21 protein-coding genes are annotated in these 24,102 nt (G+C 63.3%); 5 read left to right on the top strand and 16 right to left on the bottom strand.

From position 1 onward, the window contains the following. Positions 1–157: 157 nt before the first annotated feature. Positions 158–1,198 carry a rod shape-determining protein gene (locus tag Q0K12_RS03020; RefSeq protein ID WP_297228356.1) on the bottom strand — a complete coding sequence of 347 codons (1,041 nt, stop codon included), beginning with the start codon at positions 1,196–1,198 and terminating at the stop codon, positions 158–160. A gap of 227 nt (positions 1,199–1,425) precedes the next feature. Here Q0K12_RS03020 and Q0K12_RS03015 point away from each other — a divergent pair, with 227 nt between their 5' ends. Further along, positions 1,426–2,358: a TIGR01212 family radical SAM protein gene (locus Q0K12_RS03015; RefSeq protein ID WP_297260268.1), complete on the top strand. Its 933-nt coding sequence runs from the start codon at positions 1,426–1,428 to the stop codon at positions 2,356–2,358. A gap of 397 nt (positions 2,359–2,755) precedes the next feature. On the opposite strand, the gene Q0K12_RS03010 is transcribed toward Q0K12_RS03015, so the two are convergent. Then, positions 2,756–3,148: a hypothetical protein gene (locus Q0K12_RS03010; RefSeq protein WP_297260267.1), complete on the bottom strand. Its 393-nt coding sequence runs from the start codon at positions 3,146–3,148 to the stop codon at positions 2,756–2,758. Positions 3,149–3,186: 38 nt separating this feature from the next. Beyond that, positions 3,187–4,023 (bottom strand): sulfotransferase family 2 domain-containing protein, encoded by an 837-nt coding sequence (locus Q0K12_RS03005; protein WP_297260266.1) that lies wholly within the window; start codon positions 4,021–4,023, stop codon positions 3,187–3,189. A 174-nt stretch (positions 4,024–4,197) separates the two neighbouring features. On the opposite strand from Q0K12_RS03005, the gene Q0K12_RS03000 reads away from it, so the two are divergent. The 3 genes from Q0K12_RS03000 (at position 4,198) to Q0K12_RS02990 (ending at position 6,973) form a co-directional block, all read left to right on the top strand. Continuing rightward, on the top strand, positions 4,198–4,986 hold the full coding sequence (locus Q0K12_RS03000) for a type III pantothenate kinase (protein ID WP_297260264.1): 789 nt from the start codon (positions 4,198–4,200) through the stop codon (positions 4,984–4,986). A gap of 241 nt (positions 4,987–5,227) precedes the next feature. Further along, positions 5,228–6,523, top strand: a complete 1,296-nt coding sequence (gene eno / locus Q0K12_RS02995) for a phosphopyruvate hydratase (protein WP_297260263.1) — start codon at positions 5,228–5,230, stop codon at positions 6,521–6,523. 102 nt (positions 6,524–6,625) lie between these two features. Continuing rightward, positions 6,626–6,973, top strand: a complete 348-nt coding sequence (locus Q0K12_RS02990; RefSeq protein WP_297260261.1) for an SMR family transporter — start codon at positions 6,626–6,628, stop codon at positions 6,971–6,973. 49 nt (positions 6,974–7,022) lie between these two features. Here the strand turns inward: Q0K12_RS02990 and Q0K12_RS02985 are convergent, their stop codons facing one another. The 10 genes from Q0K12_RS02985 to Q0K12_RS02940 all read right to left on the bottom strand — a co-directional run bounded on the left by Q0K12_RS02985 (position 7,023) and on the right by Q0K12_RS02940 (position 16,787). Continuing rightward, the gene (locus Q0K12_RS02985) at positions 7,023–8,246 is read right to left on the bottom strand and encodes a M20 family metallopeptidase (RefSeq protein ID WP_297260259.1); all 1,224 of its coding nucleotides are present in this window, start codon (positions 8,244–8,246) and stop codon (positions 7,023–7,025) included. Between the two features lie 218 nt (positions 8,247–8,464). After that, entirely contained in the window at positions 8,465–9,475 is a 1,011-nt protein-coding gene (locus tag Q0K12_RS02980; protein ID WP_297260257.1) for an ABC transporter substrate-binding protein, read from the bottom strand. 71 nt (positions 9,476–9,546) lie between these two features. Further along, positions 9,547–9,717 (bottom strand): hypothetical protein, encoded by a 171-nt coding sequence (locus Q0K12_RS02975; protein WP_363315613.1) that lies wholly within the window; start codon positions 9,715–9,717, stop codon positions 9,547–9,549. Continuing rightward, positions 9,705–10,022, bottom strand: a complete 318-nt coding sequence (locus Q0K12_RS02970) for a tripartite tricarboxylate transporter substrate-binding protein (RefSeq protein WP_297260253.1) — start codon at positions 10,020–10,022, stop codon at positions 9,705–9,707. The genes Q0K12_RS02975 and Q0K12_RS02970 overlap by 13 nt, the downstream gene beginning before the upstream one ends. 60 nt (positions 10,023–10,082) lie before the next feature. Then, entirely contained in the window at positions 10,083–11,312 is a 1,230-nt protein-coding gene (locus Q0K12_RS02965) for a M20/M25/M40 family metallo-hydrolase (protein ID WP_297260251.1), read from the bottom strand. A gap of 61 nt (positions 11,313–11,373) precedes the next feature. Next, on the bottom strand, positions 11,374–12,633 hold the full coding sequence (locus tag Q0K12_RS02960; RefSeq protein WP_297260249.1) for an MFS transporter: 1,260 nt from the start codon (positions 12,631–12,633) through the stop codon (positions 11,374–11,376). 60 nt (positions 12,634–12,693) lie between these two features. Continuing rightward, positions 12,694–13,491 carry a sulfite exporter TauE/SafE family protein gene (locus Q0K12_RS02955; RefSeq protein WP_297260247.1) on the bottom strand — a complete coding sequence of 266 codons (798 nt, stop codon included), beginning with the start codon at positions 13,489–13,491 and terminating at the stop codon, positions 12,694–12,696. After that, on the bottom strand, positions 13,488–14,198 hold the full coding sequence (locus tag Q0K12_RS02950) for an FCD domain-containing protein (protein WP_297260245.1): 711 nt from the start codon (positions 14,196–14,198) through the stop codon (positions 13,488–13,490). Before Q0K12_RS02950 ends, Q0K12_RS02955 begins: the two co-directional genes overlap by 4 nt. Positions 14,199–14,442: 244 nt before the next feature. Beyond that, complete coding sequence (cydB, locus tag Q0K12_RS02945) at positions 14,443–15,477, bottom strand: cytochrome d ubiquinol oxidase subunit II (protein WP_297229630.1); 1,035 nt, start codon at positions 15,475–15,477, stop codon at positions 14,443–14,445. A gap of 2 nt (positions 15,478–15,479) precedes the next feature. After that, positions 15,480–16,787: a cytochrome ubiquinol oxidase subunit I gene (locus Q0K12_RS02940; RefSeq protein WP_297260243.1), complete on the bottom strand. Its 1,308-nt coding sequence runs from the start codon at positions 16,785–16,787 to the stop codon at positions 15,480–15,482. A 516-nt stretch (positions 16,788–17,303) separates the two neighbouring features. On the opposite strand from Q0K12_RS02940, the gene htpG reads away from it, so the two are divergent. After that, on the top strand, positions 17,304–19,220 hold the full coding sequence (gene htpG / locus Q0K12_RS02935) for a molecular chaperone HtpG (protein ID WP_297260241.1): 1,917 nt from the start codon (positions 17,304–17,306) through the stop codon (positions 19,218–19,220). A gap of 148 nt (positions 19,221–19,368) precedes the next feature. On the opposite strand, the gene Q0K12_RS02930 is transcribed toward htpG, so the two are convergent. The 3 genes from Q0K12_RS02930 to Q0K12_RS02920 all read right to left on the bottom strand — a co-directional run bounded on the left by Q0K12_RS02930 (position 19,369) and on the right by Q0K12_RS02920 (position 23,770). Continuing rightward, positions 19,369–20,598 (bottom strand): MFS transporter, encoded by a 1,230-nt coding sequence (locus Q0K12_RS02930; protein WP_297260239.1) that lies wholly within the window; start codon positions 20,596–20,598, stop codon positions 19,369–19,371. A gap of 112 nt (positions 20,599–20,710) precedes the next feature. After that, on the bottom strand, positions 20,711–22,105 hold the full coding sequence (locus Q0K12_RS02925; protein WP_297260237.1) for a sodium/glutamate symporter: 1,395 nt from the start codon (positions 22,103–22,105) through the stop codon (positions 20,711–20,713). Positions 22,106–22,123: 18 nt separating this feature from the next. Continuing rightward, positions 22,124–23,770 (bottom strand): amidohydrolase, encoded by a 1,647-nt coding sequence (locus Q0K12_RS02920; protein WP_297260236.1) that lies wholly within the window; start codon positions 23,768–23,770, stop codon positions 22,124–22,126. Positions 23,771–24,102: the final 332 nt, after the last annotated feature.

Raw genomic sequence — 24,102 nt, 5'->3', positions numbered from 1 at the left:
GACGCAAGACCCTCCGGCGTGTCCGTTACCGGTCGCGCGGAGGGCTCTGGCATCTGCGGAAAAGGCTCTGGCGGGGCATCCCCTCACGGGACGGCGGCTTGCCGCCGGTCCGCACGTCAGGGTTTGCCTGCGGGCAGCCGCCCTGACTGCATGCCGGTTAGTCGATGCACACTTCCTTGAGCACGCTCAGGTTGTCCAGGGCCTTGCCGGTCCCCACCACCACGGTGGAGAGCGGATCGTCCACCACCGTAATGGGCAGGGAGGTCTCCTCACGCAGGAGCTGGTCAAGCCCCTTGAGCAGAGCGCCGCCCCCGGTCAGCACGATACCGCGGTCCACGATGTCGGCGGCCAGTTCCGGCGGCGTCTGTTCCAGCGCGATGCGCACCGCCTGCACGATGCTGTCCACCTGCTCGGAGATGGCCTTGCGCACTTCCTCGGAAGTGATGATGATGTTCTGCGGGATGCCCGTCACGAGGTCGCGGCCCTTGACCTCGAGCTGCTGCTCGGGATCGAGAGGATAGGCCGAAGCGATCTTGATCTTGATCTCCTCGGCCGAGGATTCGCCGATGAGCATGTTGTACTTGCGCTTGACATGGGTCATGATGGCTTCATCCATCTTGTCCCCGCCCACGCGCACGGAGCGGGAATAGACGATGCCCGCCAGCGAGATCACCGCCACTTCCGTGGTGCCGCCGCCGATGTCCACCACCATGTTGGAGGTCGGCTCCTGGATGGGCAGATCCGCGCCGATGGCCGCCGCCATGGGCTCTTCGATGAGGTAGACCTCCCGCGCGCCGGCGGACTGGGCGGATTCCTTGACCGCGCGCTTCTCCACCTGGGTGATGCCGGTGGGCACGCAGATCATGATGCGCGGGCGCACCAGCCGGCGGGAATTGTGCACCTTGGCGATGAAGTGGCGCAGCATGGCTTCCGTCACTTCGAAATCCGCGATGACGCCATCCTTCATGGGACGGATGGCCTCGATATTGCCGGGAGTGCGGCCCAGCATGCGCTTGGCGTCCTGCCCCACGGCCAGCACGACCTTGTTGCCGCGCGAATCGTTTTTCACGGCCACCACCGACGGCTCGCGCAGCACGATGCCCTGCCCCTTCACATAGACACAGGTATTGGCCGTGCCGAGGTCGATGGCCAAGTCATTGGAGAAAATTCCCAGAGCGAAATCCAGAATCTTGGACATGGATGAAGCTTGCCTCGTTTTGCAGGTATGCGTATGGTTTCGGCTGCCTGGAAAACGGCAACAGGCCGTGTGGGACAAGAAGAAAAAGCAGTCGCCCGCGCCATACGCGGAGGTTCAGCCGCTTTTGTTCGACTAAAACCGGTCGCAAGTCAAGCTTTGGAGCGGTCGGTACAAAAATTTTCCCTGCCTTCCGCGTACCTGCGGCAACCGTCAACGAGGCGAAATACATGCTTCTCTGGCATACTTTGGCAACATGGTTCCGCCGCCGCTACGGCAGCCGGGTGCAAAAAATTCCACTGGATGCCCGCGCGTCCTGCCCCAACCGTGACGGCACGCTTTCCCGCGCCGGCTGCCTCTTCTGCAATGCGGAAGGTTCCGGCTCCGGCCTCGGCGCCCTTTCGCTGGCCGAGCAGTGGAATCGCTGGCAGGCCAAGTATGCCGCCACGGACAGCGACCGGCTGTTCATGGCCTATCTGCAGGCTTTTTCCAACACCTACGGCCCGGCGGACAGGCTGCGCCGGCTGCTGGACGAGGTGAAGCGGCTGCCGGGCTGCATGGGCCTTGCCGTAGGCACGCGCTCCGACTGTCTGGATGCGGAAAAGCTGGCCCTGCTGACCGGCTGCGGCCTGCCGGAGATATGGCTTGAGCTCGGCCTGCAAAGCGCCTCGGACGCCACGCTGGCCCGCCTCAACCGCGGCCATGACGCCGCCGGCGTGGCCACGGCCGTCAGACAGGCGGCCGCCGCCGGGCTGCAGGTCTGCCTGCATCTCATGGCGGGCCTGCCGGGCGAGGACGAAGCGGACTTCCTCGCCTCGCTGGACTGGGCGCTGGCCCTGCCCATAGCGGGCCTCAAGCTGCACAATACCTATGTGCCGCGCGGCACGGCCCTGGCCGCCCTGCATGCCGCCGGGGACTATCGCCCCCTTGCCCGGGACGAATATGTGGACCTGCTCTGCGCCGCCCTGCCCCGCATCCCCTCGCACATCGTCCTGCACCGCCTGCAGGCCGACCCCGCGCCCGGCGAACTGCTGGCCCCGGCCTGGGCCGCCGAAAAACGGGGCATCATCACCGACATACGGCGGGCCCTGGCCGCCCGCGGCCTCTGGCAGGGCTGCCGGGCCGACGTGCCCGGCGCCCGCCCCGCCTGGTACGGGGGCTGAGGATCCGACCGACGAACCGCGCAGGAGCTGTTGACGCTGTTCGTTATTTTTTGGGGAAGGGGCACCCCTCGCTCTGCGTCGATGCCCGTAAGGCCCCCGCGTCGTTCAGAGCCTACAAGAACAAATTTCACCAATTATTTCAGTAGATACGAAAATCAACCGTACATACCCCGCTTCCCTGCTTTTCCCCCTGATAAAAGCGCGCTGGGGAAGGGATGGGGGGCTTGGGGGAAGGGGAACCCCTCTCGCGCCGGCGGAGGGGTTCCCCTTCCCCCAAACAAGTAACGAAGAGTGATAGAGGCACGAAACATGCCCGCCCCCAGAGATGGGGGCGGAACGCGTCTGGTCACTGCACTTTATCCTGGGCAATAGGTCCTAAAATTCGTGCCGAGAGGACTTACTCCTGCTCGCCCGAGGCCGCGTCGAAAAAGTCCGCGATCATCTCCGTCACGATATCCAGATAGCGGGGCAGGTCGCGCTCGAAGGTCTCCGGCGAGACCAGCGCCTCCACCGAAAAGCGCAGGGCAAAGCCCTCTTCATCGTCGAACACGATGACCTTGCCGACCTTGTAGGCCTGGGAAATGGCGGCGGCCAGCGCATAGCAGGCCTCGTGCAGCTCCTCGTCGATGTCCTCGAAGCCCGCACCCAGGGAAATATACTCCGGATCGTCGTCGTCATGCAGCAGGGTCATGGAGATGTCTTCGTGGGTGAAATGGATGTCCCCATCCTTGTCGGCTTCGCCCTGGATGTTGTGACGCTGCATGATGTCCAGCAGTTCTTGCGTATTCATGGAGGTTCCTCGTGTGGTCTGCGCCGATCGCCGGACGATCAGCGTTTGGGATTGATGATGGCGCCGCGCTCCTCCAGTTCCAGTTTCTGGTTGATGAGGCGGCAGACCTTGTGAAAGCGGGCATTGACGGCCTGAAAGGTCTTCAGGCGCGCGGCAAAGGCCGGCCCGGCGGCGGCCATGCGTTCCTCGAAGCGCCGCAGCGCCCACGCATAAAGGGCGCTGTCCAGCGCATTGCACTGAGCGGCAAGCTCCCTGTCTTCCTCGCTGACGGGGGCAAAGCCCGCGGGATTGAGCATGTTCTGCTTTTCGTAGAAGATCTCCCCAAGGCCGATGCGGTCGGCCAGCATGAGCAGGCCCGCATCGAAATGATCCTGCACGCCGAAGAAGAAAAGGCGTTCCAGATTGTGCCGGGCCATGTCCAGCAGCTCGTCCCCCGGCATGTCCTCCCGGAAGCAGTGGGCCAGCGTATGGGTCATGAAGTTGCGCCCGCGGTAGCGCAGCCCCTTTTCCCGGCTGGTGAGATAGTCGCGAAAGCTGACCTGCCCGTCGTTGAGTCGGGCGTACAGATGGTTGGACGGCCAGCTCTTCTGGAAACGGTATTCGGAGATGATGCGCGCCACCGGTTCGCGCAGCAGGGTGAAGATGCGCACCTCCCGGTCATAGAAGCGCGGAGGCTCCACGGACTGGGGCATGAGATGGCCGATGACGAGCCGGATGCCGTCCAGCTGTGCGGGGTCGAGCTCCCGGCAGCGTTCGTAATCTTCCTTGTGATAGATGCTCAGGATCTCTTCCGGCGCGAAGTTGGCCTTGAGCACGGTATTGAGCGTCGTGCCGCCTGTTCGCGGCATATGCAGGAAAAAAAGCATGGGCGGCATGGGCTCTCCTTGCGGGCGTCGTCCCCGATTCCGGCAGGCATGTTACATGTCCCGCCCCCGACAGGCAAGGGCGGCGCTTGCGTGTCGGCGGGCAGTCTGGCATACTGCCGCGGCAATCGGCACACGGATGCGCTCCGGCGGCAACGCATCCCGAACGTCCGGCAAGGAGCGGCTATGCGGGCGGAACTTCTGCTTTTCGACATCGGCAACACGTCCACCAAGATCGGCCTGGCCGATGCGGAACGTGTGCTGACCACCTATTCCCTGCGTACCGACGCCGAACAGACCGCCGACAGCCTGGGTCTGAGCCTGCTGGCCCTCTGCGGCCATGCCGGTCTGGACAGGGACAGCGTGCGCGCCTGCATGGTCTCCTCCGTGGTGCCGGACTTCACTCCCATATTGCGCGAGGCCCTGGCCCGCTATGTCCGGCGGCCCGTCTTTTTCGTGCCTGCCGACGTCCCGCTGCCCCTGACGAACCGCTACGCCCGTCCGGAACAGGTGGGCGCGGACAGGCTGGTGGGCGCTTATGCCGCCCGCCGTCTCTATCCGGAGCCGGAATCGCTCATGGTCGTGGACTTCGGTACGGCCGTGACCTTCGATTGCATCGCGCACGACGCCTACGAGGGCGGGCTCATCTTTCCCGGGCCCAAGACGGCCCTGGCGGCGCTGGCGCGGCATGCCGCCCAGCTCACGCGTGTGGACCTCGAAGTGGACGCCCTGGTGCCCGCCGTGGGGCGGGATACGGTCACCAGCATCCAGCATGGTCTGGTCTTCGGCTTCGTGGGCATGGTGGAGGGTCTCGTGGCCCGCCTGCGGCCCCAGCTCCCGGGCACGACGCGCGTGCTGGCCACGGGCGGCTTTGCCCAGTCCATCGCCCGGTTGAGCCCGGTTTTTGACGAGGTGCTGCCCTCCCTGCTGCTGGAAGGCCTGCGCCGCCTGTTTTATGAATGCCGCCCGGCTTAGACATTTTGCCGTTGAAAAAAGCAAAATGCGAGGCGGCGGCACAGCGCCGCCCGGCCCAACGTGAGCGGAAAAACCGCGTTTTTTTCCGCGAAATGACAGGCCGTATGGTTTGAAACGCACAGCGTTTCAACCTAAAAGAGCTCCAGGGAGCGCCGTTTTTTGCCGCACGCAGCGCATGGGCGCGCGACGGCTTTTCGCCATACCCGCCCTCCCCCGGGAGAGCCCAACACTAGGAGCAGCCATGAGCAGCATCGCCTCTGTCTACGGTCGCGAGATCCTCGATTCGCGCGGCAACCCCACTGTGGAAGTTGAAGTCACACTCGAATCCGGCCACAGCGCCCGGGCGGCCGTGCCTTCCGGCGCTTCCACCGGCAGCCGCGAAGCCCTCGAAATGCGCGACGGCGACAAGGAACGCTTTGGCGGCAAGGGCGTTACCAAGGCGGTGGAGAACGTCAACGGCGAGATCGCCGACGCCCTGCTCGGCCTTGACGTGCTGCATCAGGTGCAGATCGACAATACCCTCATCGATCTGGACGGCACGGACAACAAGAGCCGCCTTGGCGCCAACGCCATGCTCGGCGTGTCCATGGCCTGCGCCCGCGTGGCCGCCGAATACGTCGGCCTGCCCCTGTACAAATATCTGGGCGGCGTCAACGCCAAGGTGCTGCCCGCGCCCATGATGAACGTCATCAACGGCGGCGCGCATGCCTCCAACAACCTGGACATCCAGGAATTCATGATCATGCCCCTGCGCGCCCAGAGCTTCCGGGACGCCCTGCGCATGGGCGCGGAGATCTTCCACGTCCTCAAGAAGATCCTGGAAAAGGACGGACACTCCACCGGCGTGGGCGACGAAGGCGGCTTCGCCCCCAACTTCAAGAGCCATGACGAGGCCTTTGCCTACCTCATCAAGGCCATCGAGGAAGCGGGCTACAATCCCGGCAGCGAAGTGGCGCTGGCCATCGACGCGGCCGCGTCCGAATTCTACAAGGACGGCAAGTACGTTCTCAAGGGCGAGAACCTGAGCCTCAACAATGCCGAAATGGCCCAGTGGCTGGAAGAATTCACCCGCAAGTACCCGCTCATCTCCATCGAAGACGGCATGGCCGAAGGCGACTGGGACGGTTGGAGCATGCTCACCGGCAGCCTCGGCGACCGTATCCAGCTGGTGGGCGACGACGTTTTCGTGACCAATCCGGCCATCCTGGCCGAGGGCATCGCGGAAGGCGTGGCCAACTCCATCCTCATCAAGCTCAATCAGATCGGCACGGTCACCGAGACGCTGGACACCATCGAAATGGCCAAGGAAGCCGCGTACACCACGGTCATCTCCCACCGTTCCGGCGAGACCGAGGACAGCTTCATCGCGGACCTTGCCGTGGGCGTCAACGCCGGACAGATCAAGACCGGTTCGCTCTGCCGCTCCGAGCGCATGGCCAAGTACAACCAGCTGCTCCGCATCGAGGAAGAATTGGGCGACGGCGCGGAATTCTTCGGCCCCATGCTGGCCGAATACTACGCCATCGAACAGGGGTAACAGCCGTACCGGCAAGGAGGGCGCGGGGACTGGCTCCCTGCGCCCTCCGCGCATACGGCAACGCCTTTCGAGCGCGCGGACACCCGCCTGAAAGGAGACATCATGGGAGCTCCCCTCATCGCCTACGGCCTGCTGGCCGTGGCCATCACCGCCGAGACCTTCGCCACCTCCTGCCTCAACGCCTCCCAGCAGCTCAGCCGCCTCTGGCCGACGCTGGGCAGCATCGCGGGCTACTGCGTCTCCTTCACCTGCCTTGCCCAGGTGCTCCGCTATCTGCCGGTGGGCATCGCCTACGCCATCTGGTGCGCGCTGGGCATCATCCTCGTGACGCTCATGGGCTATCTCTGGTTCGGGCAGAAAATGGACATCCCCGCCCTGGTCGGTATGGGGCTGATCATCGCCGGCGTGCTGGTCATCCAGCTCTTTTCCCGCACGGCGCACCATGCCTGAGCAGGGCCGCCCGGCAGTGACGGCCCCCCTTCCCGGCAAGCGCGGCGGTTCAGACGACCGGTACGGCAAGATCCGTACGGGCGGCCATGACGGCGGAGAGCGCCAGCAGCATGGCGCGCGGCACCAGACTGGACAGCACCAGATATTCCTTGTCCGAGTGGATATGCTCGCCCTCCGGCCCCATGCAGCAAATGGTGGGGATGCCCAGCACCGAAGAGCAGAAGCCGGATTCGGCGGCGCTTTCGTAATGCTGCCCTTCCAGCGGCATGTCCAGCAGCCTGCCGGCTTCCCGCACCAGCGCGAAGAGGCGGTCACCGGCCGCCGTGCGTTCCAGCGGATAGAGGCGCAGGCCGCCGCTGGCCGTGGCGCGCGTATGCGGCAGGCTCTCGGCGGCCGTTATGTCGCGGATGGCCGCCACCACCCGCTCGCCGTCGGCTAGACGCCGGTAGGTGAGGTGCAGGCGGGCCTCGGCCCAGGGGGCGACGGAATTGGCGGAGGAGCCGCCGGAGATGAGCCCCGTGTTGACGGTAACGCCGTTGGGCAGATCCACCAGACGGTCATAGGCCAGCACCTTGCGCGCCAGGGCCAGGATGGCGGACGCGCCGTTCGCGTAATCACGCCCGGCGTGGGCCGCCACGCCCTGCACGCGGATATGCATATGTCCCGATCCCTTGCGGGAGACGGTCACCCTGCCGCCCACGCCGCCCGGCTCCGCGCAGAAAACGGCATGCGCGCCCTGCAGATGCCGCCGCAAGGCCTGTGAGGACGTGGGCGAACCCAGCTCCTCGTCGGAAGAGAACATGAGGGTCAGAGGACAGGGCAGCAGATCGTGTTCGGCAAGCGTCCGGGCGGCAAAGAGCATGGCCACGAGCCCGCCCTTCATGTCCGCCACGCCGGGCCCGTAGACGCGGTCCGCCTGCCTGTCCACGGTAAAGGGCCGCCGTTGTGCCGTCCCCACAGGGAAGACCGTATCCATGTGCCCGATGAAGCCTATGCCCGGCCCGGCCCCTGCCGCGCCATGCCGCGCCGTCCAGGCGCTGGCCAGCTCCGCCTGCCAGGCTTCGTCCTCCGGTACGGGGGCATGCGGCAGACAAGCCGTGGCAAAACCCGCCCGGGCCAGCCAGTCCGCGCAGACCTGCCCCACCCTGCGCACGCCTTCGGCGCAGTCCGTGGGCGAATCGATGTCCACCAGTTCCTTGAGCAGGGCCAGCATGGCCGCTTCCTGCCCGCGCAGGGCCTTCTCGATGATCGCCCGACAGGTCTGGATATCCATGTGACGTCCCTCCCGTCCGCCAGCGCCCGCCGGAGGCGTGTCCGTTCGGAAGATGGCGGAGCGCGCCGCCCGACCAAGCGTCCGCGGAAAACCACGTTCTTTTCCGCGAAACGACAGACCGTATATGTTGCCCCTGAAAAGGTTCTCAAAAGAGGGAAGGGAAGCCCGGGAGGAGATCCGACGGGCCCCCTTCCCCGCAAAGACTGGGGGTAAGCAGTCTATTGCGGCAACGATTGCAGATAATCCGCGCGGATGGACGGCAGCTCCGGCGCCTTGCCGCCGTCGCCCGCCTTGCCTGCGGCAAGGAAGGCGGCCATGCCTTCCAGCGTGGCGCGCAGCGAGCCGGGCCCGTCGCCCAGAAGCCGCAGCTGCTCGCTCACCGAGTAAACGCGGTGGGCCCGCAAGTCCTCACGGGCGGTGGCGGCATCCAGCTCACGCCCTGCCCATTCCTTGCAGAAGCGCACGTAGGCCGCCACCACCTTCTCGTCAGGTTCCGCGGCCAGCACGGCGGCCCCGCGCTGATACAGGGTCAGGAAGCGCCGCACCAGCTCCGCGTTTTCCGCGGCGAACTGTCTGTCGGCCAGCAGCACCAGCGGCAGGGAGGCCTTGACGTCGGCGGCTGTGGCCACCAGAGCGCAGCCCTCCTTTTCCGCGGCATAGGTATAGGGAGCCCAGGTGACCAGAAGGTCGCCCAGACCGCCCCGGAACGCGCCGAGAGCCTGTTCCGGCGGCATGAAGCGGATCTTCACGTCCTTTTCCGTCAGGCCCAGCGAACGCAGCCACTGCACCAGCGTATAATGGGCGGACGTGCCCTGCGGGCACAGCACGAGCCTGCCCCGCACGGATGCCGCATCGGCGAACTTGGCGTCCTTGCGCGCCAGCACGGCATTGGCGGCGGCTTCATCGCCGGCCACGGCCACCACCTCGAACGGCGAGCCGAAGGCGGCCGAGACCGTGGGCACGATGCCGCAGCCGGCAAGGACCCACTTGTAGACCTTCATGCCTTCGATAAAGACCTTGCCCGAGTCGAAACGGAGCATCTCCACATCCAGGCCGGCTTCCTTGTCCCAACCCTGTTCATGGGCGTACCAGACGGGAAAGGCTTCCTCGCCGAGCCAGCCCGTCTTCAGGGGCACGCTCTCCGCCGCGGCGGGCGCGCCGGCGGGACAGAGCAGCAGGGCCAGCATCAGCGCCGGCAGGATCCGTAACAGTGCGGAAAGATAACGCATGCCTACTCTCCTTCATGAGGGGACGGCGCGGCGGCGCTCCCCGGGAGGGGAACGCCGCAGCGCGGTACACGCTACTTGCTGACCATGTTGTTTTCCTTGAGCACCTTGCCGATGGTCGCCCACATGCTGTCGATGACCTCCTGGAACTCGTCATGCGGCAGATAATTGCAGGTCAGATCGGCCTTGGCCATCTTGGCCTGTACGCCGGGATCTTCCAGCGCTTCCTTGATCAGGTTCTGCATGGCGATGATCTTGTCGTCGGGCGTGCGGCGGGGAGCCACCAGACCGTGGGGCGAGGGAAAGACCAGCGCCGGATCATTGTCGAACTGCTCGGTAAAGGTGGGGCATCGGGCAATTCCTTGACGCGCTCCTTGCTGGTAACGCCGATGATGCGGAAGTCGCCCGCCTGCACATAGGGCAGCTGGTTGGTGGTCACGCCGAAGGCGCTGGCGATGTGCCCGCCCAGCAGGGCCGTGGAGACGTCATGGCCGCTGGTGTAGGCCACATGCGGGAGCTTCGCGCCGAGCTTCTTTTCCACCATCAGCATGTACAGACGCTGCGAGGAAAAAGCCCCGTGCGTGGCGAAGTTGATCGGTTGATGTTGAGGTTACAGGGTGACCTTGGGTGACGCGGAAAACCGCCGTGCCGCCTGGAGCGCCGTCAGGGCCAGGATCTTGGCCCGTGGCAGGAAGGTGGACGGGATGATGTATTCCTCCGGCGTATGCAAGCCTGTGCCCTCCGGCCCCATGCTGCAGACGGTGGGCAGGTCCAGCACGCTGCAGCAGAAGCCGGATTCCGCCGCGCCCTTGGAGCGCTCGAGGGAACAGGGGTAGCCGATGCAGTCCGCCGCAGCGCGGATGAGCTCGTAAAGGGCCATGACCTTGGGCGTGGGCCGCAGCGGCAGCAGGCGCAAGCCGCCGCTGATGTGGGAGCGCGTTCCCGACACATAGGTCTTGTCGGTCTCTTCCCGTATGGCCCGCACCAGCTCCTGCCCCAGCTCATAGGTCGGATAGGTGAGGTGGATGCGGGCCGAGGCGAAGGGAGCGACGGAATTGGCCGAGGTGCCGCCGGAGATGAGGCCGGTGTTGACCGTGATGTCCCTGTCGAGATCCACATGCCGGTCATAGGCCAGGATCTTGTGGGCCAGTTCGAGGATGGCCGAATGCCCGTCGGCATAGTTGCGTCCGGCATGGGCCGACTTGCCCTCGATCTCCAGCAGCATGTGGCCCGACCCCTTGCGCTCCACGGAAACGCCGCCCCCCACATAGCCCGGCTCCGTGCACATGACGGCATGCGCGCCGTTGAGCTCGCGGCCCAGATGGTAGCCCGTCGTCGGGGAGCCCAGCTCCTCGTCGGGCGAAAAGGTCAGCGTCATGGGCACGTCCATGAGGCCCAGCTCCTTCAGGGCCCGCGCCACGAAGATGTTCATGACGAGGCCGCCCTTCATGTCCAGCACGCCGGGGCCCGTGGCCCTGTCGGCCTGCCGGTCCATGCGGAAGGGACGCGCCGCCGCCGTGCCCGCCGGGAACACCGTGTCCATGTGCCCCATGAACACCACCCCCGGCCCGTCTTCCCGCGCATGGGTACGCGCCGTCACCACATGGCCGAGGCTCGTCATCCACTGCTCGTCAGCGGGGATGGGGGCCTGCGGCAGCGTCTCCACGGTAAAGCCCGCCGCGCGCATGTGTTCTGCGATGACTTCTCCCACCTTGTCCACATCACCGCCGTCATGTGAAAAGCTGTCCATGTTCACCAGCTGCTCCAGTAGGGTATACATCTCCGCCTCATGCTCGCCGAACCAGTTATTCAGAGCTTCATTCCATCGAGCAAGTTCCATACATCGCTCCTTTCTCGGTTAAAAGTAGCACTTAAAATCAGATTATCTAACTAACTTAACTTCACTTTACTATATTTCCATCATCATTTGCCTGGGCCCTTCTGTAGTCAACCATATAGGTAATACCCCCGATAAGCATAAATACAGCCCCTGCACAGAAGACAAGCTGCATATATTCTACCGCTTTTTGTAAACCATAGGTATCGGAAAGCAGACCGACAAGAAGTGATCCGAAGAAACCTATACCCTGCAGGAGCAGTACATAGGTTCCGTATGCTGAAGATTTATAACGTGCGGGCACAAGTTCTTGTGTGGCTACATGCACACCCGTAACAGGAATTTTAAAAAGGAACATACCAAAAGCCAGCCCTAATATCCACTGATAGTGAAATCCACTGTAGAAAGTAAGAGCACAACCAATAAAGGCCGGGACACCTATTAAAGCTCTGGACCTAGGTGATGTTTTTCTGCTGATCCAGTCAATAAGAACTCCTGAAAGAGCCGTAACACACAACCCCTGAATAAGGTAAACAGGCCCCATGTATGCGGCAACATCTACTGTATTCCAGCCCATTATTCTTACAAGATACATGGGAATCCATGTAATCATGGCCGTATATCCCATGTTGGCCGCGCCGACGCCCAGCCCCAAGAGCAATAGTGTTTTATTTTTTAAGGTAAAGGAAAAAGCTTCGCTAAGGCGAACACTATTTTCTTCATTTTTAGGCTTATTCGTCTTGGCATCTGACACCGATAATGAACAGACAGCAAAAATAAGAGTCAGCAGGCCGACCCCATAAAAGGCCGCACGCCACCCAAATTTATGAACCAGCACTCCAACAATAGAAGTTCCAAGCGCGAGTCCAAGCGACATTGCCGAGTTATAAAAACCAATAATTGTTCCCCAATAAGGCCGATTAACCCAACTCGTGAGCATAGCTACAGATACCGGCGCGTAACTTGCGTTACCTGCTCCTACCAAGAAACGTCCAAACAGCAGGGTAAAAGCTGAAGAAGCCGCACCACATATGCAACATCCCCCTCCCCAGATGACGCTCATGACGTTGAGGCTTCTCTTTTTTGAAGTCTTATCCGCTATAAAAGAAAATGGAAGAACAAAAACTGTCATTCCGGCTAAAACAATAGAACCTGCAAAACCGATAGTTGTATCAGAAAAGCCAAGCTCGCTCTTCATGCTTGGAAAAGCGGAAGTAATACCTAATCTTGCAGCAAAATCAAGCATGAACAAAAAGTATAACACGATGAAACCATAGAAAAATCTTGCTGGTGAGATTGACAATTTGTCGCGTAACGTCATCATCATCCTCCTAGTTGACTTGTGTCATCATATTTTAAAAATGTGGTCCACATAAAATTTTTATTACAGGACGTCCCACAACATCTTGATCCCGACGCAGATCAGCAGGACGGCAAAGGCGCTCTTGAGCCGGCTGACGGGGAGACGGTGGGCGATGCGCGCCCCCAGCGGAGCCGTGAGCATGCTGCACACGACAAGGGGGAAAAGGGCCGGCAGGTAGAGGTAGCCCAGACAGTGCGGCGGCAGCCCCGTCGCCCCCAGCCCGTTGATCAGGTAGCCGCAGCAGCCCGCCACGGCGATGGGGAAGCCGATGGCCGCCGACGTGCCGATGGCGCGGTGCATCTCCACATTGTGCCAGACCAGGAAGGGCACGGAGAGCGTGCCCCCGCCGATGCCCACCAGGCTGGAGGTGAGGCCGATGACGCCGCCGGCCGCCCCCATGCCCCACGCGCCGGGCAGCTCCCGGCTGGCGCACGGACGGCTGCCGCGCAGCATCTGCACGGCCACATAGGTCAGGAAGACCACGAAAAAGATCTGCAAGAAACGGCGGGACAGCAGCACGGCCACCGCCGTCCCGGCAAAGGTCCCCAGCAGGATGCCGGGGCTGATGCGCCACACGGTCTGCCAGTCCACCGCGCCCCGCCGCGAATGCGCCAGCGCGCTGGAAACCGAGGTGAACATGATGCTGCCCAGCGAGGTGGCCAGGGCCAGCAGCATGATGCTTTCCGGCGCAAAGCCCGCACGCCCGAAAGCGAACACCAGCATGGGCACGATGACGATGCCGCCGCCCACGCCCAGCAGCCCGGCCAGCAGTCCGGCCACGATGCCCAGCAGTCCGTAGAGCACAAGACTTTCCATCATGACCGATCCCTCGCCGTGACCAGAGGGTGACGCTCCGAGACCGTGCCGAGGTGATGGCGCAATTCCTGCTCGCAGGCCTCTTCATCCTGCCGTTCCACCGCATCGATGATGCGCAGATGCGAGCTGATGGAGAACTGCCGCCACTCCTCGGAGCGCAGATCCGCCGTACGCCCGGGCTGGTAGACCGTATTGAGCCGCTGCATGGTCGTGGCCAGCAGGCTGTTGCCGGTGCAGCGCGCAAGACACTGGTGGAATCGCGCGTCCAGGTCGCCGTCGCCCTTTTCCATGAGGAGCCGCCGCTGCTGGTCGCAGACGATGATCTTGAGCTCGTTGAGCTGTTCCAGCGTACGGCGGCGGGCCGCCAGCCGCGCTATGGCCGGTTCCATGATGCGCCGAAACTCCATGACCTCATCAAAGATGGCGCATTCCGAGTCCACGGCCGACAACAACGCCTTTTCCAGAAAATCCGTCTCGCTGCTGCAAACGTAGGTCCCGTCCCCGTGGCGGCTCTCCAGCACGCCCTGCTCGGCCAGCGTGCGGATGGCCGTCCGTACGCTGTTGCGGGAAACCCCGAAGGTACTGGCCAGGCTGCGCTCCGGCGGCAGCTTGTCGCCGGGCTTGAGCTGCAGCTCGTCCATGAATGCCCGCAAGCGGGACAGAAGGGTCTCATAGCTGCGCTGCGGGCTCTTGGCGGAAAAGGCGTCCATGTGCTTCATTCTCCTTTGCAACCACTATGAAGACCAATCCAACCACTGTCAACCATTTTGCACCCTTTATTACAACCAATTAAGAAAATATGGACCTCTCCTGCCCGAAAAGAGGACGCTCCCCGGCAGCCTTCAGGCCGTTGCGCCCTGCCCTGCCTGGCTTTTGGGGAAGTTCGGCACAAAAAAAACGGCGGCCCCCGAAAAGACCGGGAGCCGCCGCAGTGGTTGGCTTCAGCAAAGAGGATCAGTAGGCGTGCTCGTCCTTCAGATCCTCGCCGGTGACCGGCTTGCGGAAGATGTGGTAGGCCCACGACTGGTAGATCAGCACGATGGGCACCATGACCAGCGCCACGCCCAGCATGATGCTGAGGGTCAGCTCCGTGGACGAGGCATTGTAGGCCGTGAGCGTCGCCGCCGGATCCAGCGAGGAGATGATCATGCCGGGGAACATGCCCGACACGCCGAAGAAGGTCACGCCCACGATGTACAGGCCGCTGCAGGCCCAGGCCAGCCAGAGCCGCCCGGCACGCAGCATGACCCGCGCGCCCACCAGACCGGCCAGCGCCACCAGCGGCAGCAGGAAGAGCGCCGGCTGAGCGAAGTAGTTGTCGAAGAGACGGGTATAGCTCCACGTCATGCCGAGGAAGACCAGCAGCAGCACCAGCATGATGGGCCAGAGCAGGCTGGCCGTGGCCAGGGCGCGCAGCTGCAGGTCGCCTTCGCTCTTGATGGCCAGCCACAGGGAACCGTGCAGCATGAACATCACCAGGAAGAAGACGCCGCCCGCCAGCCCGTAGGGATTGAGCAGGCCGAGGAGGTTGCCGTGATAGACGCCCTCCGCATCCACGGGGATGCCCATGAAGAGGTTGGCAAAGGCCACGCCCAGCAGGATGGAGGGCACAAGGTTGGACACGAAGTGGATGAGATCCCAGAAGCCGCGCCAGGCCGCGCTTTCCACCTTGCCGCGAAACTCGAAGGACACGGCGCGGAAGATGAGCGCGAAGAGCAGGAGCAGCAGAGGCGCGTAAAGCGCGCTGAACATGACCGCATAGACCGTGGGGAAGGCCGCGAAGGTCACCCCGCCGGCGGAGATGAGCCACACTTCATTGCCGTCCCAGAAGGGGCCGGCGGCATTGTACATGATGCGGCGGTCTTCCTCGCTCTTGCCGAGGCAGGGCAGGAGAGAGCCGAGGCCGAGATCGAAGCCGTCCAGCACGAAGTAGACGGCCCAGAGCAGCGCCCAGAGGATGAACCAGACGATTTGCAGTGTTTCCAGCATGACTAGACCTCCTCGGGGCCCTTGCAGGCATACTTGCGCAGCAGCCAGATGTCGAGCACGCCCAGCAGGGTGTACACGACGATGAAGCCGATGAGCGAAAAGAGCACATTGCCCGCGGGCACGGGCGAAACGGCGTCGCTGGTGCGCATGAGATTATAGACGATCCAGGGCTGACGGCCCATTTCGGCCACCAGCCAGCCGAAGGCGATGCTGAAGTACGGCAGCGGGATATTCCAGACCAGCGCCTTCATGAGCCCGGAACACGGCATGTCGCGCTTGCGCTGCAGCGTGGCCGCCGCCGCCAGGATGAGGAAGACCACGCCAAGGCCCACCATGGCCCGGAAGCCCCAGAACACCGGCGCCACGGGCGGACGGTCCTCCTTGGGGAAGTCCTTGAGGCCCTTCACCTCGGCATTGGCATCGCCGTAAGCGATCCAGCTCATGAGGCCGGGGATGCCGATGGCTTCCACGCTGTTGCGCTCATTCTCCACGTCCGGCAGCACCAGCATGTAGAAAGGCGCGTTGGTCGTGGTCTCCCAGTGGGATTCCATGGCCGCCAGCTTGGCCGGCTGGAGCTGGGCTACGGTCTTGCCCTGCAGGTCGCCCGTCGCGGCCAGGGCCACGGCCAGCACCAGCGTGATGGGCGCGGCCATGCGGAAGGACATGCGGAAGAAGTCCGTATGGCTCTTGCGCAGCAGATGCCAAGCCGACACGCCCAGCACGAAGAAGCCCGAGAGCATCCAGGCGGCCATGAGCGTATGGGCGTACATGCCCCAGGCGTAGGGGTTGCACAGCACGGCGAAGAAGTCATCCAGTTCGGCGCGGCCGTTCTGGATCACGTAGCCCAGCGGATTCTGCATGAAGCCGTTGGCCAGGATGATCCAGAGGGCGGAAAGGTTGCCCGCGATGACCACCAGCCAGATGCTGAGCAGGTGCACCTTCTTGCCCACGCGGTTCCAGCCGAAATGCCAGACCGCCAGGAAGGTGGATTCGAGGAAGAAGGCCACCGTGGCCTCGATGGCCAGCAGCGAGCCGAAAATGTCGCCCACATACTCCGAGTAGCGGGACCAGTTGGTGCCGAACTGGAATTCCAGGGTGATCCCCGTCACCACGCCCAGCGTGAAGTTGATGACAAAGAGCTTGCCCCAGAACTTGGCATGGCGGCGCCAGGCCTCATTGCCGGTTTTGACGTACCACGTCTCCATGAGGGCGATCAGCAGCGACAGCCCCAGCGTCAGCGGCACGAAGATGAAATGGAAAAAAACGGCGACAGCGAACTGCAGCCGCGAGAGCAGTATAACGTCATCCATAGAGACATCCTCCTGAGTTGCCCACTAGTATACCGCTCTGTTTCATAAGGCAAGAGCAAATCCTGATAAGTAATATAACTTATTTTAATTTTTAGACTTTTCTTTTTCCCGGGCCGTCAGACGGGCCTGCTCCCCTCTTTCTCCAGCGGGTGGGCCAGCCGGCGCGGCACAGGGGGGCATCTCCTTTTTGTCTGGCGGATGGCGGAATCGGCCCGGCGTTTGGGCGGCGCTGTGCCGCCGTCCCACGGGGCGTCGTTCTTCCTGTCCTGTACAGCGTTTGGCTGGCTTGCGGCCGGGCGTCGTCCTGTGGGGTACGACGCCCGGTATCCGGACAAGCAACGTTTTTGGGGGGATGGGGGTGTGGGGGAAGGGCCCCTTTGTCCACAAAGGGGCCCTTCCCCCACCCAAAAACAAAAAGCACTCCCGCCAAAAACCATCTTCCCCTTGCCGTGCGCGGGGTTGACGAATCCTCTGCGGGACTTACTTCACGGGGTATTCATGACAGGAGGCTGCATCATGGCTGAACAGCAATTCAAGGCCGAGGTGCGCAAGGTTTTGCGCATCCTCACCAATTCTCTGTATACCAATCGTGAGATCTTTTTGCGCGAGCTCATCTCCAACGCTTCGGACGCGCTGGACAAGCTGCGCTTCCGTACGAGCCGCGGCGAGACCCCGCGCGAGCCCGATCTGCCGCTGGAGATCCGCATCACGCTGGACGAAAAGGCGCGGACCCTCACCATCACGGACAGCGGCCTCGGCATGAGCGCCGCCGAGCTGGCCGAGAATCTGGGCACCATCGCCAAATCCGGCTCCGAGGCCTTCCTTGCCGAGCTGGACGCGCAGGCCGCCGACGGCAAGTCCGCGGACGCGGCCAATATTATCGGCCGCTTCGGGGTGGGCTTCTATTCGGTCTTCATGGTGGCCGACAAGGTGGAGGTCACCTCCCTGCCCGCTTTCGGCGAGGACAGCCAGGCGCATGTCTGGGTCAGCGACGGGCTGGGCACGTTCGACGTCAGCCCCTGCGAGGCCGGAGAGCTCAAGCGCGGTACGCGCATCGTGGTCCATCTCAAGGAGGACGCCGCGGAATTCGCCGAAAAATTCCGGGTGGAGACCGTCATCCGCAACCACTCCGCCTTCGTGCCCTTCCCCATCTTCGTGGGCGAGGACAAGATCAACACGCAGCCCGCTCTTTGGCGCGAGCCCAAGAGCGCCGTCACCCGCGAGCAGTACGACGCCTTCTACAAGCACCTGACCTATGACGCCAAGGCCCCGCTGGACGTGCTGCACATCGCCGTGGACGCGCCGGTGCAGTTCAATGCCCTGCTCTACATCCCGGACGCCGCGCAGGACATCTTCGGCATGGACCGTGACTACTGGGGCCTTGACCTCTACAGCCGCCGGGTGCTCATCCAGCACCGCAACAAGGAACTTCTGCCGGAGTACCTCGCCTTCCTCAAGGGCGTGGTGGATACCGAGGACCTGCCGCTCAACATCTCCCGCGAGACGCTGCAGGAAAATGTGGTGCTGCGCAAGATCCACCAGACCATCGTCAAGCAGCTCCTCGGCCATCTGGAAAAAATGGCCGCCAACGACGCCGAGAAGTACGCCCGCTTCTGGAAGCTGCACGGCCGGGTCTTCAAGCTCGGCTATCAGGACTTCCCCAACCGGGAACGTGTGGCCGCCCTGCTCCGCTTCAATACCTCCATCCATGAGGACGCCGAGGCCCTGAGCAGCCTGGACGAGTACATGGCCCGCGCTCCGGAAGGCCAGAAGACTTTCTGGTACGTCACGGCCCCCAACCGGGAAGCCGCCCGCCTCAGCCCCCATCTGGAACGCTTCCGCAAGAAGGGCATCGAGACGCTCTATCTGTACGAACCGGTGGACGAGTTCCTCATGGACGGCCTGCACGCCTACAAGGAATGGGAATTCAAATCCGTGGAGACGGCGGCCGACGACGCGCTGGATGCCTTCGCCGACAAGGCCGATGCCGACAAGCCCGCGGCCGCGCCGCTTTCCGAGGACGACAACGCCACCTTCGACAAGCTGCTGGCCCGCATCCGCGAGATCCTCGGCGAGCGCGTCAAGGACGTACGCGTGTCGCATCGTCTGGCCGAGAGCCCGGCCGTGCTGGTCTCCGCCGACGGCGGCATGACCTCCAGCATGGAGAAGTTCCTGCGCGTCATGCAGAAGGACGACTCCCTGCCCGTCAAGGTGCTGGAAGTGAACCGCGATCACCCGCTGCTGCGCAGTTTGCTGCGCATGTACAAGGCCGATGCCGCGGACAAGACCCTGAGCGACATGGTGGAATGCCTCTTTGACGCCTGCCTGCTGCAGGACGGCTACCTCAAGGATCCGCAGGCCCTGGCCGCCCGCAGCAACGCGCTGCTGGAGCAGGCCGCCGCCTGGTACGGCGAGGTCCGCCATCTGGCCTGAGGACATCGTATGCCGGGGCCCGGACGTTCCGGCTGACGTGATATGACATGAGAGGGGCAGGGATCATGCGATCCCTGCCCCTTTTCTGTGGCTTTCCCCACCCTTCATGGAGAAATCTTCTGTCCGCAAGCTGGTGTGCGGCCCGTCGTCAGGCCCGGAAGGCCTCCACCTTGCGGCCGTGCAGCAGAATGTAGAGCACGAGCGCCACCAGCGCCACGCCGCACAGCGTCAGATACAGACCGTCATAGCCCGCATGGGAGGCCACGCTGCCGAAGACGTACGGGCCGAAGCCCATGCCGAAGTCGAAAAAGATGAAAAAGGTCGATGTGGCCTGCGCGTACCGCTCCCGCGGCACCAGCGAAAGGGATATGGCCTGCGAGACCGACTGGAAATTGCCGAATCCCAGTCCCAGCAGCACCCCGGCCAGCAGCATGCTCCAGTTCGAGACGGCATGCCCCAGCAGGAAGAGACCCAGCGCCGTGAGCAGCAGACAGGGCACCACCACCACGTTCTCGCCGCGCATGTCGTAGATCTTGCCCGAGGCCGGCCGGGTGAGGATGAGCGTCAGGGCATAGAGCAGGAAGAACAGGCTGGCCGCGCCCATGAGCCCGAGTTCCTTGGCATAGAAGGTGATGAAGGCCTGCACGTTGCCCCAGCAGATGGCCGCCACCAGCACCACGCAGGCAAAGGGGATGACGGAATAGTCGATGTAGTTGCGCAGATCCAGCAGGTTTTTCGACGAGGCCTCACTGCCGGGCAAGCGGTTGGGGACGCGCAGCATCATGTAACACGCCAGACTGACGCAGCCCACGGCAAGGCAGATGCCGAACAGCTGGGGATAGGTCACGATCTGCACCAGCGTCACCCCGAGGAAGGGCCCCATGGCCAGGGCCAGCGCCGTACTGAGGCTGAAAAAACTGATGCCGATGCCGTGATGTTCCTTCGGCACCACATAGGCGACGATGGTCCCCGTCGCCGTGCCGATGAAACCCACGCCCACGCCGCCGATGAAGCGAACGAGGCAGAGGCCCGGCAGGGAAGCCACGGGGAAATACAGGGCAAGGCTGCCCGTAAAGATCAGCAGGCCGGTCAGCAACACCACGCGGCAGCCGACCCTGCCCACCAGGTAGCCGGTAAAGAAGCGCCCCACCAGACAGCCGATAACGATGATGCCCGCCGTCAGTCCGGCCTCGCTCGGTGTGGCGTTGAAGAAGCGGATGGCATAGGGCGTGGAGATCACGAAGATCACATAATACGCCACGAGCATGAAGAAGTTGATGGCGGCGATGATCAGGAAGTCGCGGGTGAGCACGGAACGGAGCGCCGCTGTGGGGGTCTTGCGGAAAAAATCCTTTGCGCCGGCGAAATGGTGAGCCATGGAACTGCTCCACGTTGCCGAGAGTCGGCATTTGCGCGGGCCGTCCCCGGCCCGGGTTTGAGGGAAAAGGCGCCCGCCTTGACGGCGGGCGCCCCGGTTGCGCAGGCTGGCGTCAGAAGGCCGGCTTGCGGATCATCTTCAGGAAGTACATGACGATGGGCGTGATGACGATGACCCCGACGAATATCCAGAACATGGGGAAGCCTTCCACGGGCGCGAAGGGCATGGACCAGGAGATGGGCTTGAAGATGACCATGGTGAAGACGTTCATCATGCCCACTTCCACCACCACGGGCGTCTTGAAGTCAGGATCGACGATGCGCAGGAGCAGCAGACCGGAGGCCGCCGTACCGGTGCAGTAGCCGAAGAGGGTCAGGCCGCGTTCAAAGCCATGTTCAGGGGCGCGGCGGCCGAACCACACGCAGAAGAACAGGGTGGCGATGGAGGCCAGCGTCATGGAGACGAGGAAGGGCCCGGCCACGTCGGCCAGTTCGCGCACCTGGATGCCCATGAAGACCGCGCAGATCATGAAGTCCACGGTGGTGCCGGTAAGACGGCGGGTCGTTTCGGGGTCAATAAGATGGCTGATCTTGATCTTCTTCATGATCTTGCGGGTGATCATGGCCAGGAACATGCCCCAGCAGAACACCAGACCGAAGCCGAGACCGTTGATGCCCTTGGGAAGGTAGAGGAACCACGCCAGGCCCCAGGCATACGCGCCGCCATAGAGGGCGAACATCAGGCCGAAGTGGAAGCCCACGCTGTCGATGTTGGCCGGGTGGGTGGTGGCCTGCGCGCAGCAGGGATGGTCGTCCTTGTCCATGAGGCCCTTGAGGAAGGTCTGCGGCAGGGAACCGGGCGTGCCGCCTTCTTCATTCAGGGAGATCCAGCCGCGACGGATGCCGTAGTAGGCCAGCGGCACGCCGACCACGCCGGCCACGAGGAAGCCCACGGCCGCAAAGGCCAGGCCCACGTTGAGGGCGTTGGCGACCTGATAGGTGTGTTCCCAGATGGTGGCGTAGGCCTGCGTCTGGCCGGGGCCCTGCGTGAAGCCAGCGCCCAGCAGGTAACCGTTGCCGGTGAAGAAGTCGCCGCCGAAGAACATCTTCCAGAGATCGAAGGTGCCCTTGCCGATGAGCGCCTGGATGGAGAAGAGGAAACCGAAGATCAGCGCCATCCAGAACGCGCCGCGCGCGATGACCTTACCCGTGCCTTCCTTGTTGTCGCTGCTGCTTTCCAGCAGACCGATGCCCACGAAGCCGAAGGCGAAGAGATGGAAGGTCAGCATGGAGAACACGCTGGGGGTCAGGGCCTTCCAGCCGAAGGAGCTGGGCATGCCGATCAGGCCCAGGTTGATGAGCACGAAACCCAGGATGCCGCCGATGAGCGACGCCGGGAAAAGCATGGTCTGGAAGATCTTGACCTTGGCCCGGATGATGGTTCCGACCATGAGCAGCAGGCCGACCCAGCAGAAACCGCCGATATAGGGATAAAACGAGCTTTCCATAACCTTTTCCTCGTACGTCTAGTCCAGTTCGCCGTACACCACTTCGCCGCCCACAACCGTAGCGACGACATCGATGTGCCGGATGGCATCCTTGTCCACAGCCAGCGGGTCCGCGCCAAGCACGACGAAGTCCGCCAGCTTGCCGGGCTCGATGCTGCCCTTGATATGATCCTCGTGGGCCTGATAGGCCGCCCAGCTCGTCACGCCGCGCAGGGCGTCCAGCACGGGGATGGTCTGGTTTTCGCCAAGCACGCGCCCGCTGCTGGTCTTGCGCGTGGCGGCCGACCAGACGGAAAGCAGGGGATCGATGGGCGTGACGAAGGTGTCGTTATGCAGGCTGAAGGGGATGCCGCGCTTGAGGGCGCTGCGCAGGGGGTCGATGCGCTCGGCGCGGTCCTGCCCGAGGAAGATGTCGTTATGCCGGTCGCCCCAGTAGTAGGTGTGCACCACGAAGAAGGAGGGGACGATGCCCAGACGGCGCATGCGGTCGAGCTGATCCTCGCGTACGGTCTGACAATGGATGATGATATGGCGCGCGTCGTGGCGGGGGAAATCCTTCTGCGCCTTTTCGTAGGCATTGATGATCATCTGGATGGCGTCGTCGCCGTTGCCGTGGATGGCGAGCTGCCAGCCCTTGCGGTGCAGGTCGCGGACCATGTCGTAGAAGACGAGCTCGTCATTGATGGGATAGCCGCGCCAGTCGTCGCCGTAGGGCAGGCTTTCCAGGATCTTGTGGTAGGGATTGCTCAAAAAGCCCGTGTAGCACTGCAGGCTGCCGTCGGCCAGCAGCTTCGCCGCGCCAAGGCTGAGCTTCTTGTCCGGGGTGAGCTGCGTACCGGAGCGGGTCGTGCCGGCGACGTCGATGTCCATGCGGTTGACGCCGGGCAGGATCTGGACGCGGTTCTTGAGCACGCCCTTTTCATGCCCGAGGAAGAGGGCGTCCCAGATGGTCTGCTCGGTGAAGCCGTCCTGCGCGGACGTGACGCCCTTGGCCACATACATCTCGCTGGCGGTCTTGACCGCGCGCACCCAGTCGTCCTTGGTGGTCGGCGGGATATGCTCGAACAGCAGCTTGCGCGCCGGGGGCTCTTCCAGCACGCCGTTGGGGTTGCCGTGCTCGTCACGCCGGATGATGCCGCCCACGGGGTCGGGCATGTCGCGCGTATAGCCCGAGGTCTTCAGGGCCAGCGAGTTGCAGGTACTCAGATGGCCGGAGACGTGCCGCAGCACCACATGATGCTCAGGGGCGACCTCATCAAGGTCGGCCGCCGTGGGGTGACGCTTTTCCTCAAGGCCGGTGTCGTCGTAACCGTAGCCGAGGATCCATTCCCCCTTGGGCGTCGTGGCGGCCTTGCGGCGGATGATCTCCTTGATTTCCGACAGCGAGCGGATCGTCCCGACCGGGAAGGAGGACAGGTTGATCTGGGTGGCCTCCATGAGGCCGGCCGTGGAAAAATGGCTGTGCCCGTCAACGAATCCCGGCAGCATGGTTCTTCCGTGCAGATCGACGACCCGCGTGCCGGCGTCGGCAAGCGCCATGACGTCGGCTTCCCGTCCCACGGCAAGGATGACGTCGTCGCGCACGGCCACGGCTTCGGCCTTGCTGGCCGCCGAGTCCATGGTCATGATGTTGCCGTTGCGGTAGATTTGTGTTGCAGGCTTCATACAGTCCTCCCTAATGTTTCGGCGTTCCGCCGCTGTTGTGCTTTTGCGTTGCCGTGGAAATAGCAAGAGACATGCCACGCCGCGTGTGAGAGCGGCACGGGCCCACGCACGGCCCCTTACGCGGCCGCAATCCAGATTCTGGACAAATCATGCCGACAGAAATCCACAATCCAGATTCTGGACAAACTATTGCCCTGTGTTTACTGTCAGCCGATCCTGTCGGTTCCCCTATTTGGGCGGCAGGACGTCAGCAGGGCGCAGCCGCTGGCCGCGACCCTGCCCGCCCCTGTGGCGCAAAGACCGCCTTTTTCTGCTGATTGCACAACATTTCA

Source organism: uncultured Desulfovibrio sp., from assembly GCF_944324525.1.
Lineage (GTDB): Bacteria > Desulfobacterota > Desulfovibrionia > Desulfovibrionales > Desulfovibrionaceae > Desulfovibrio.
The sequence above is the reverse complement of the archived record's forward strand: the minus strand, read 5'-3'. Positions and strand labels throughout refer to the sequence as shown.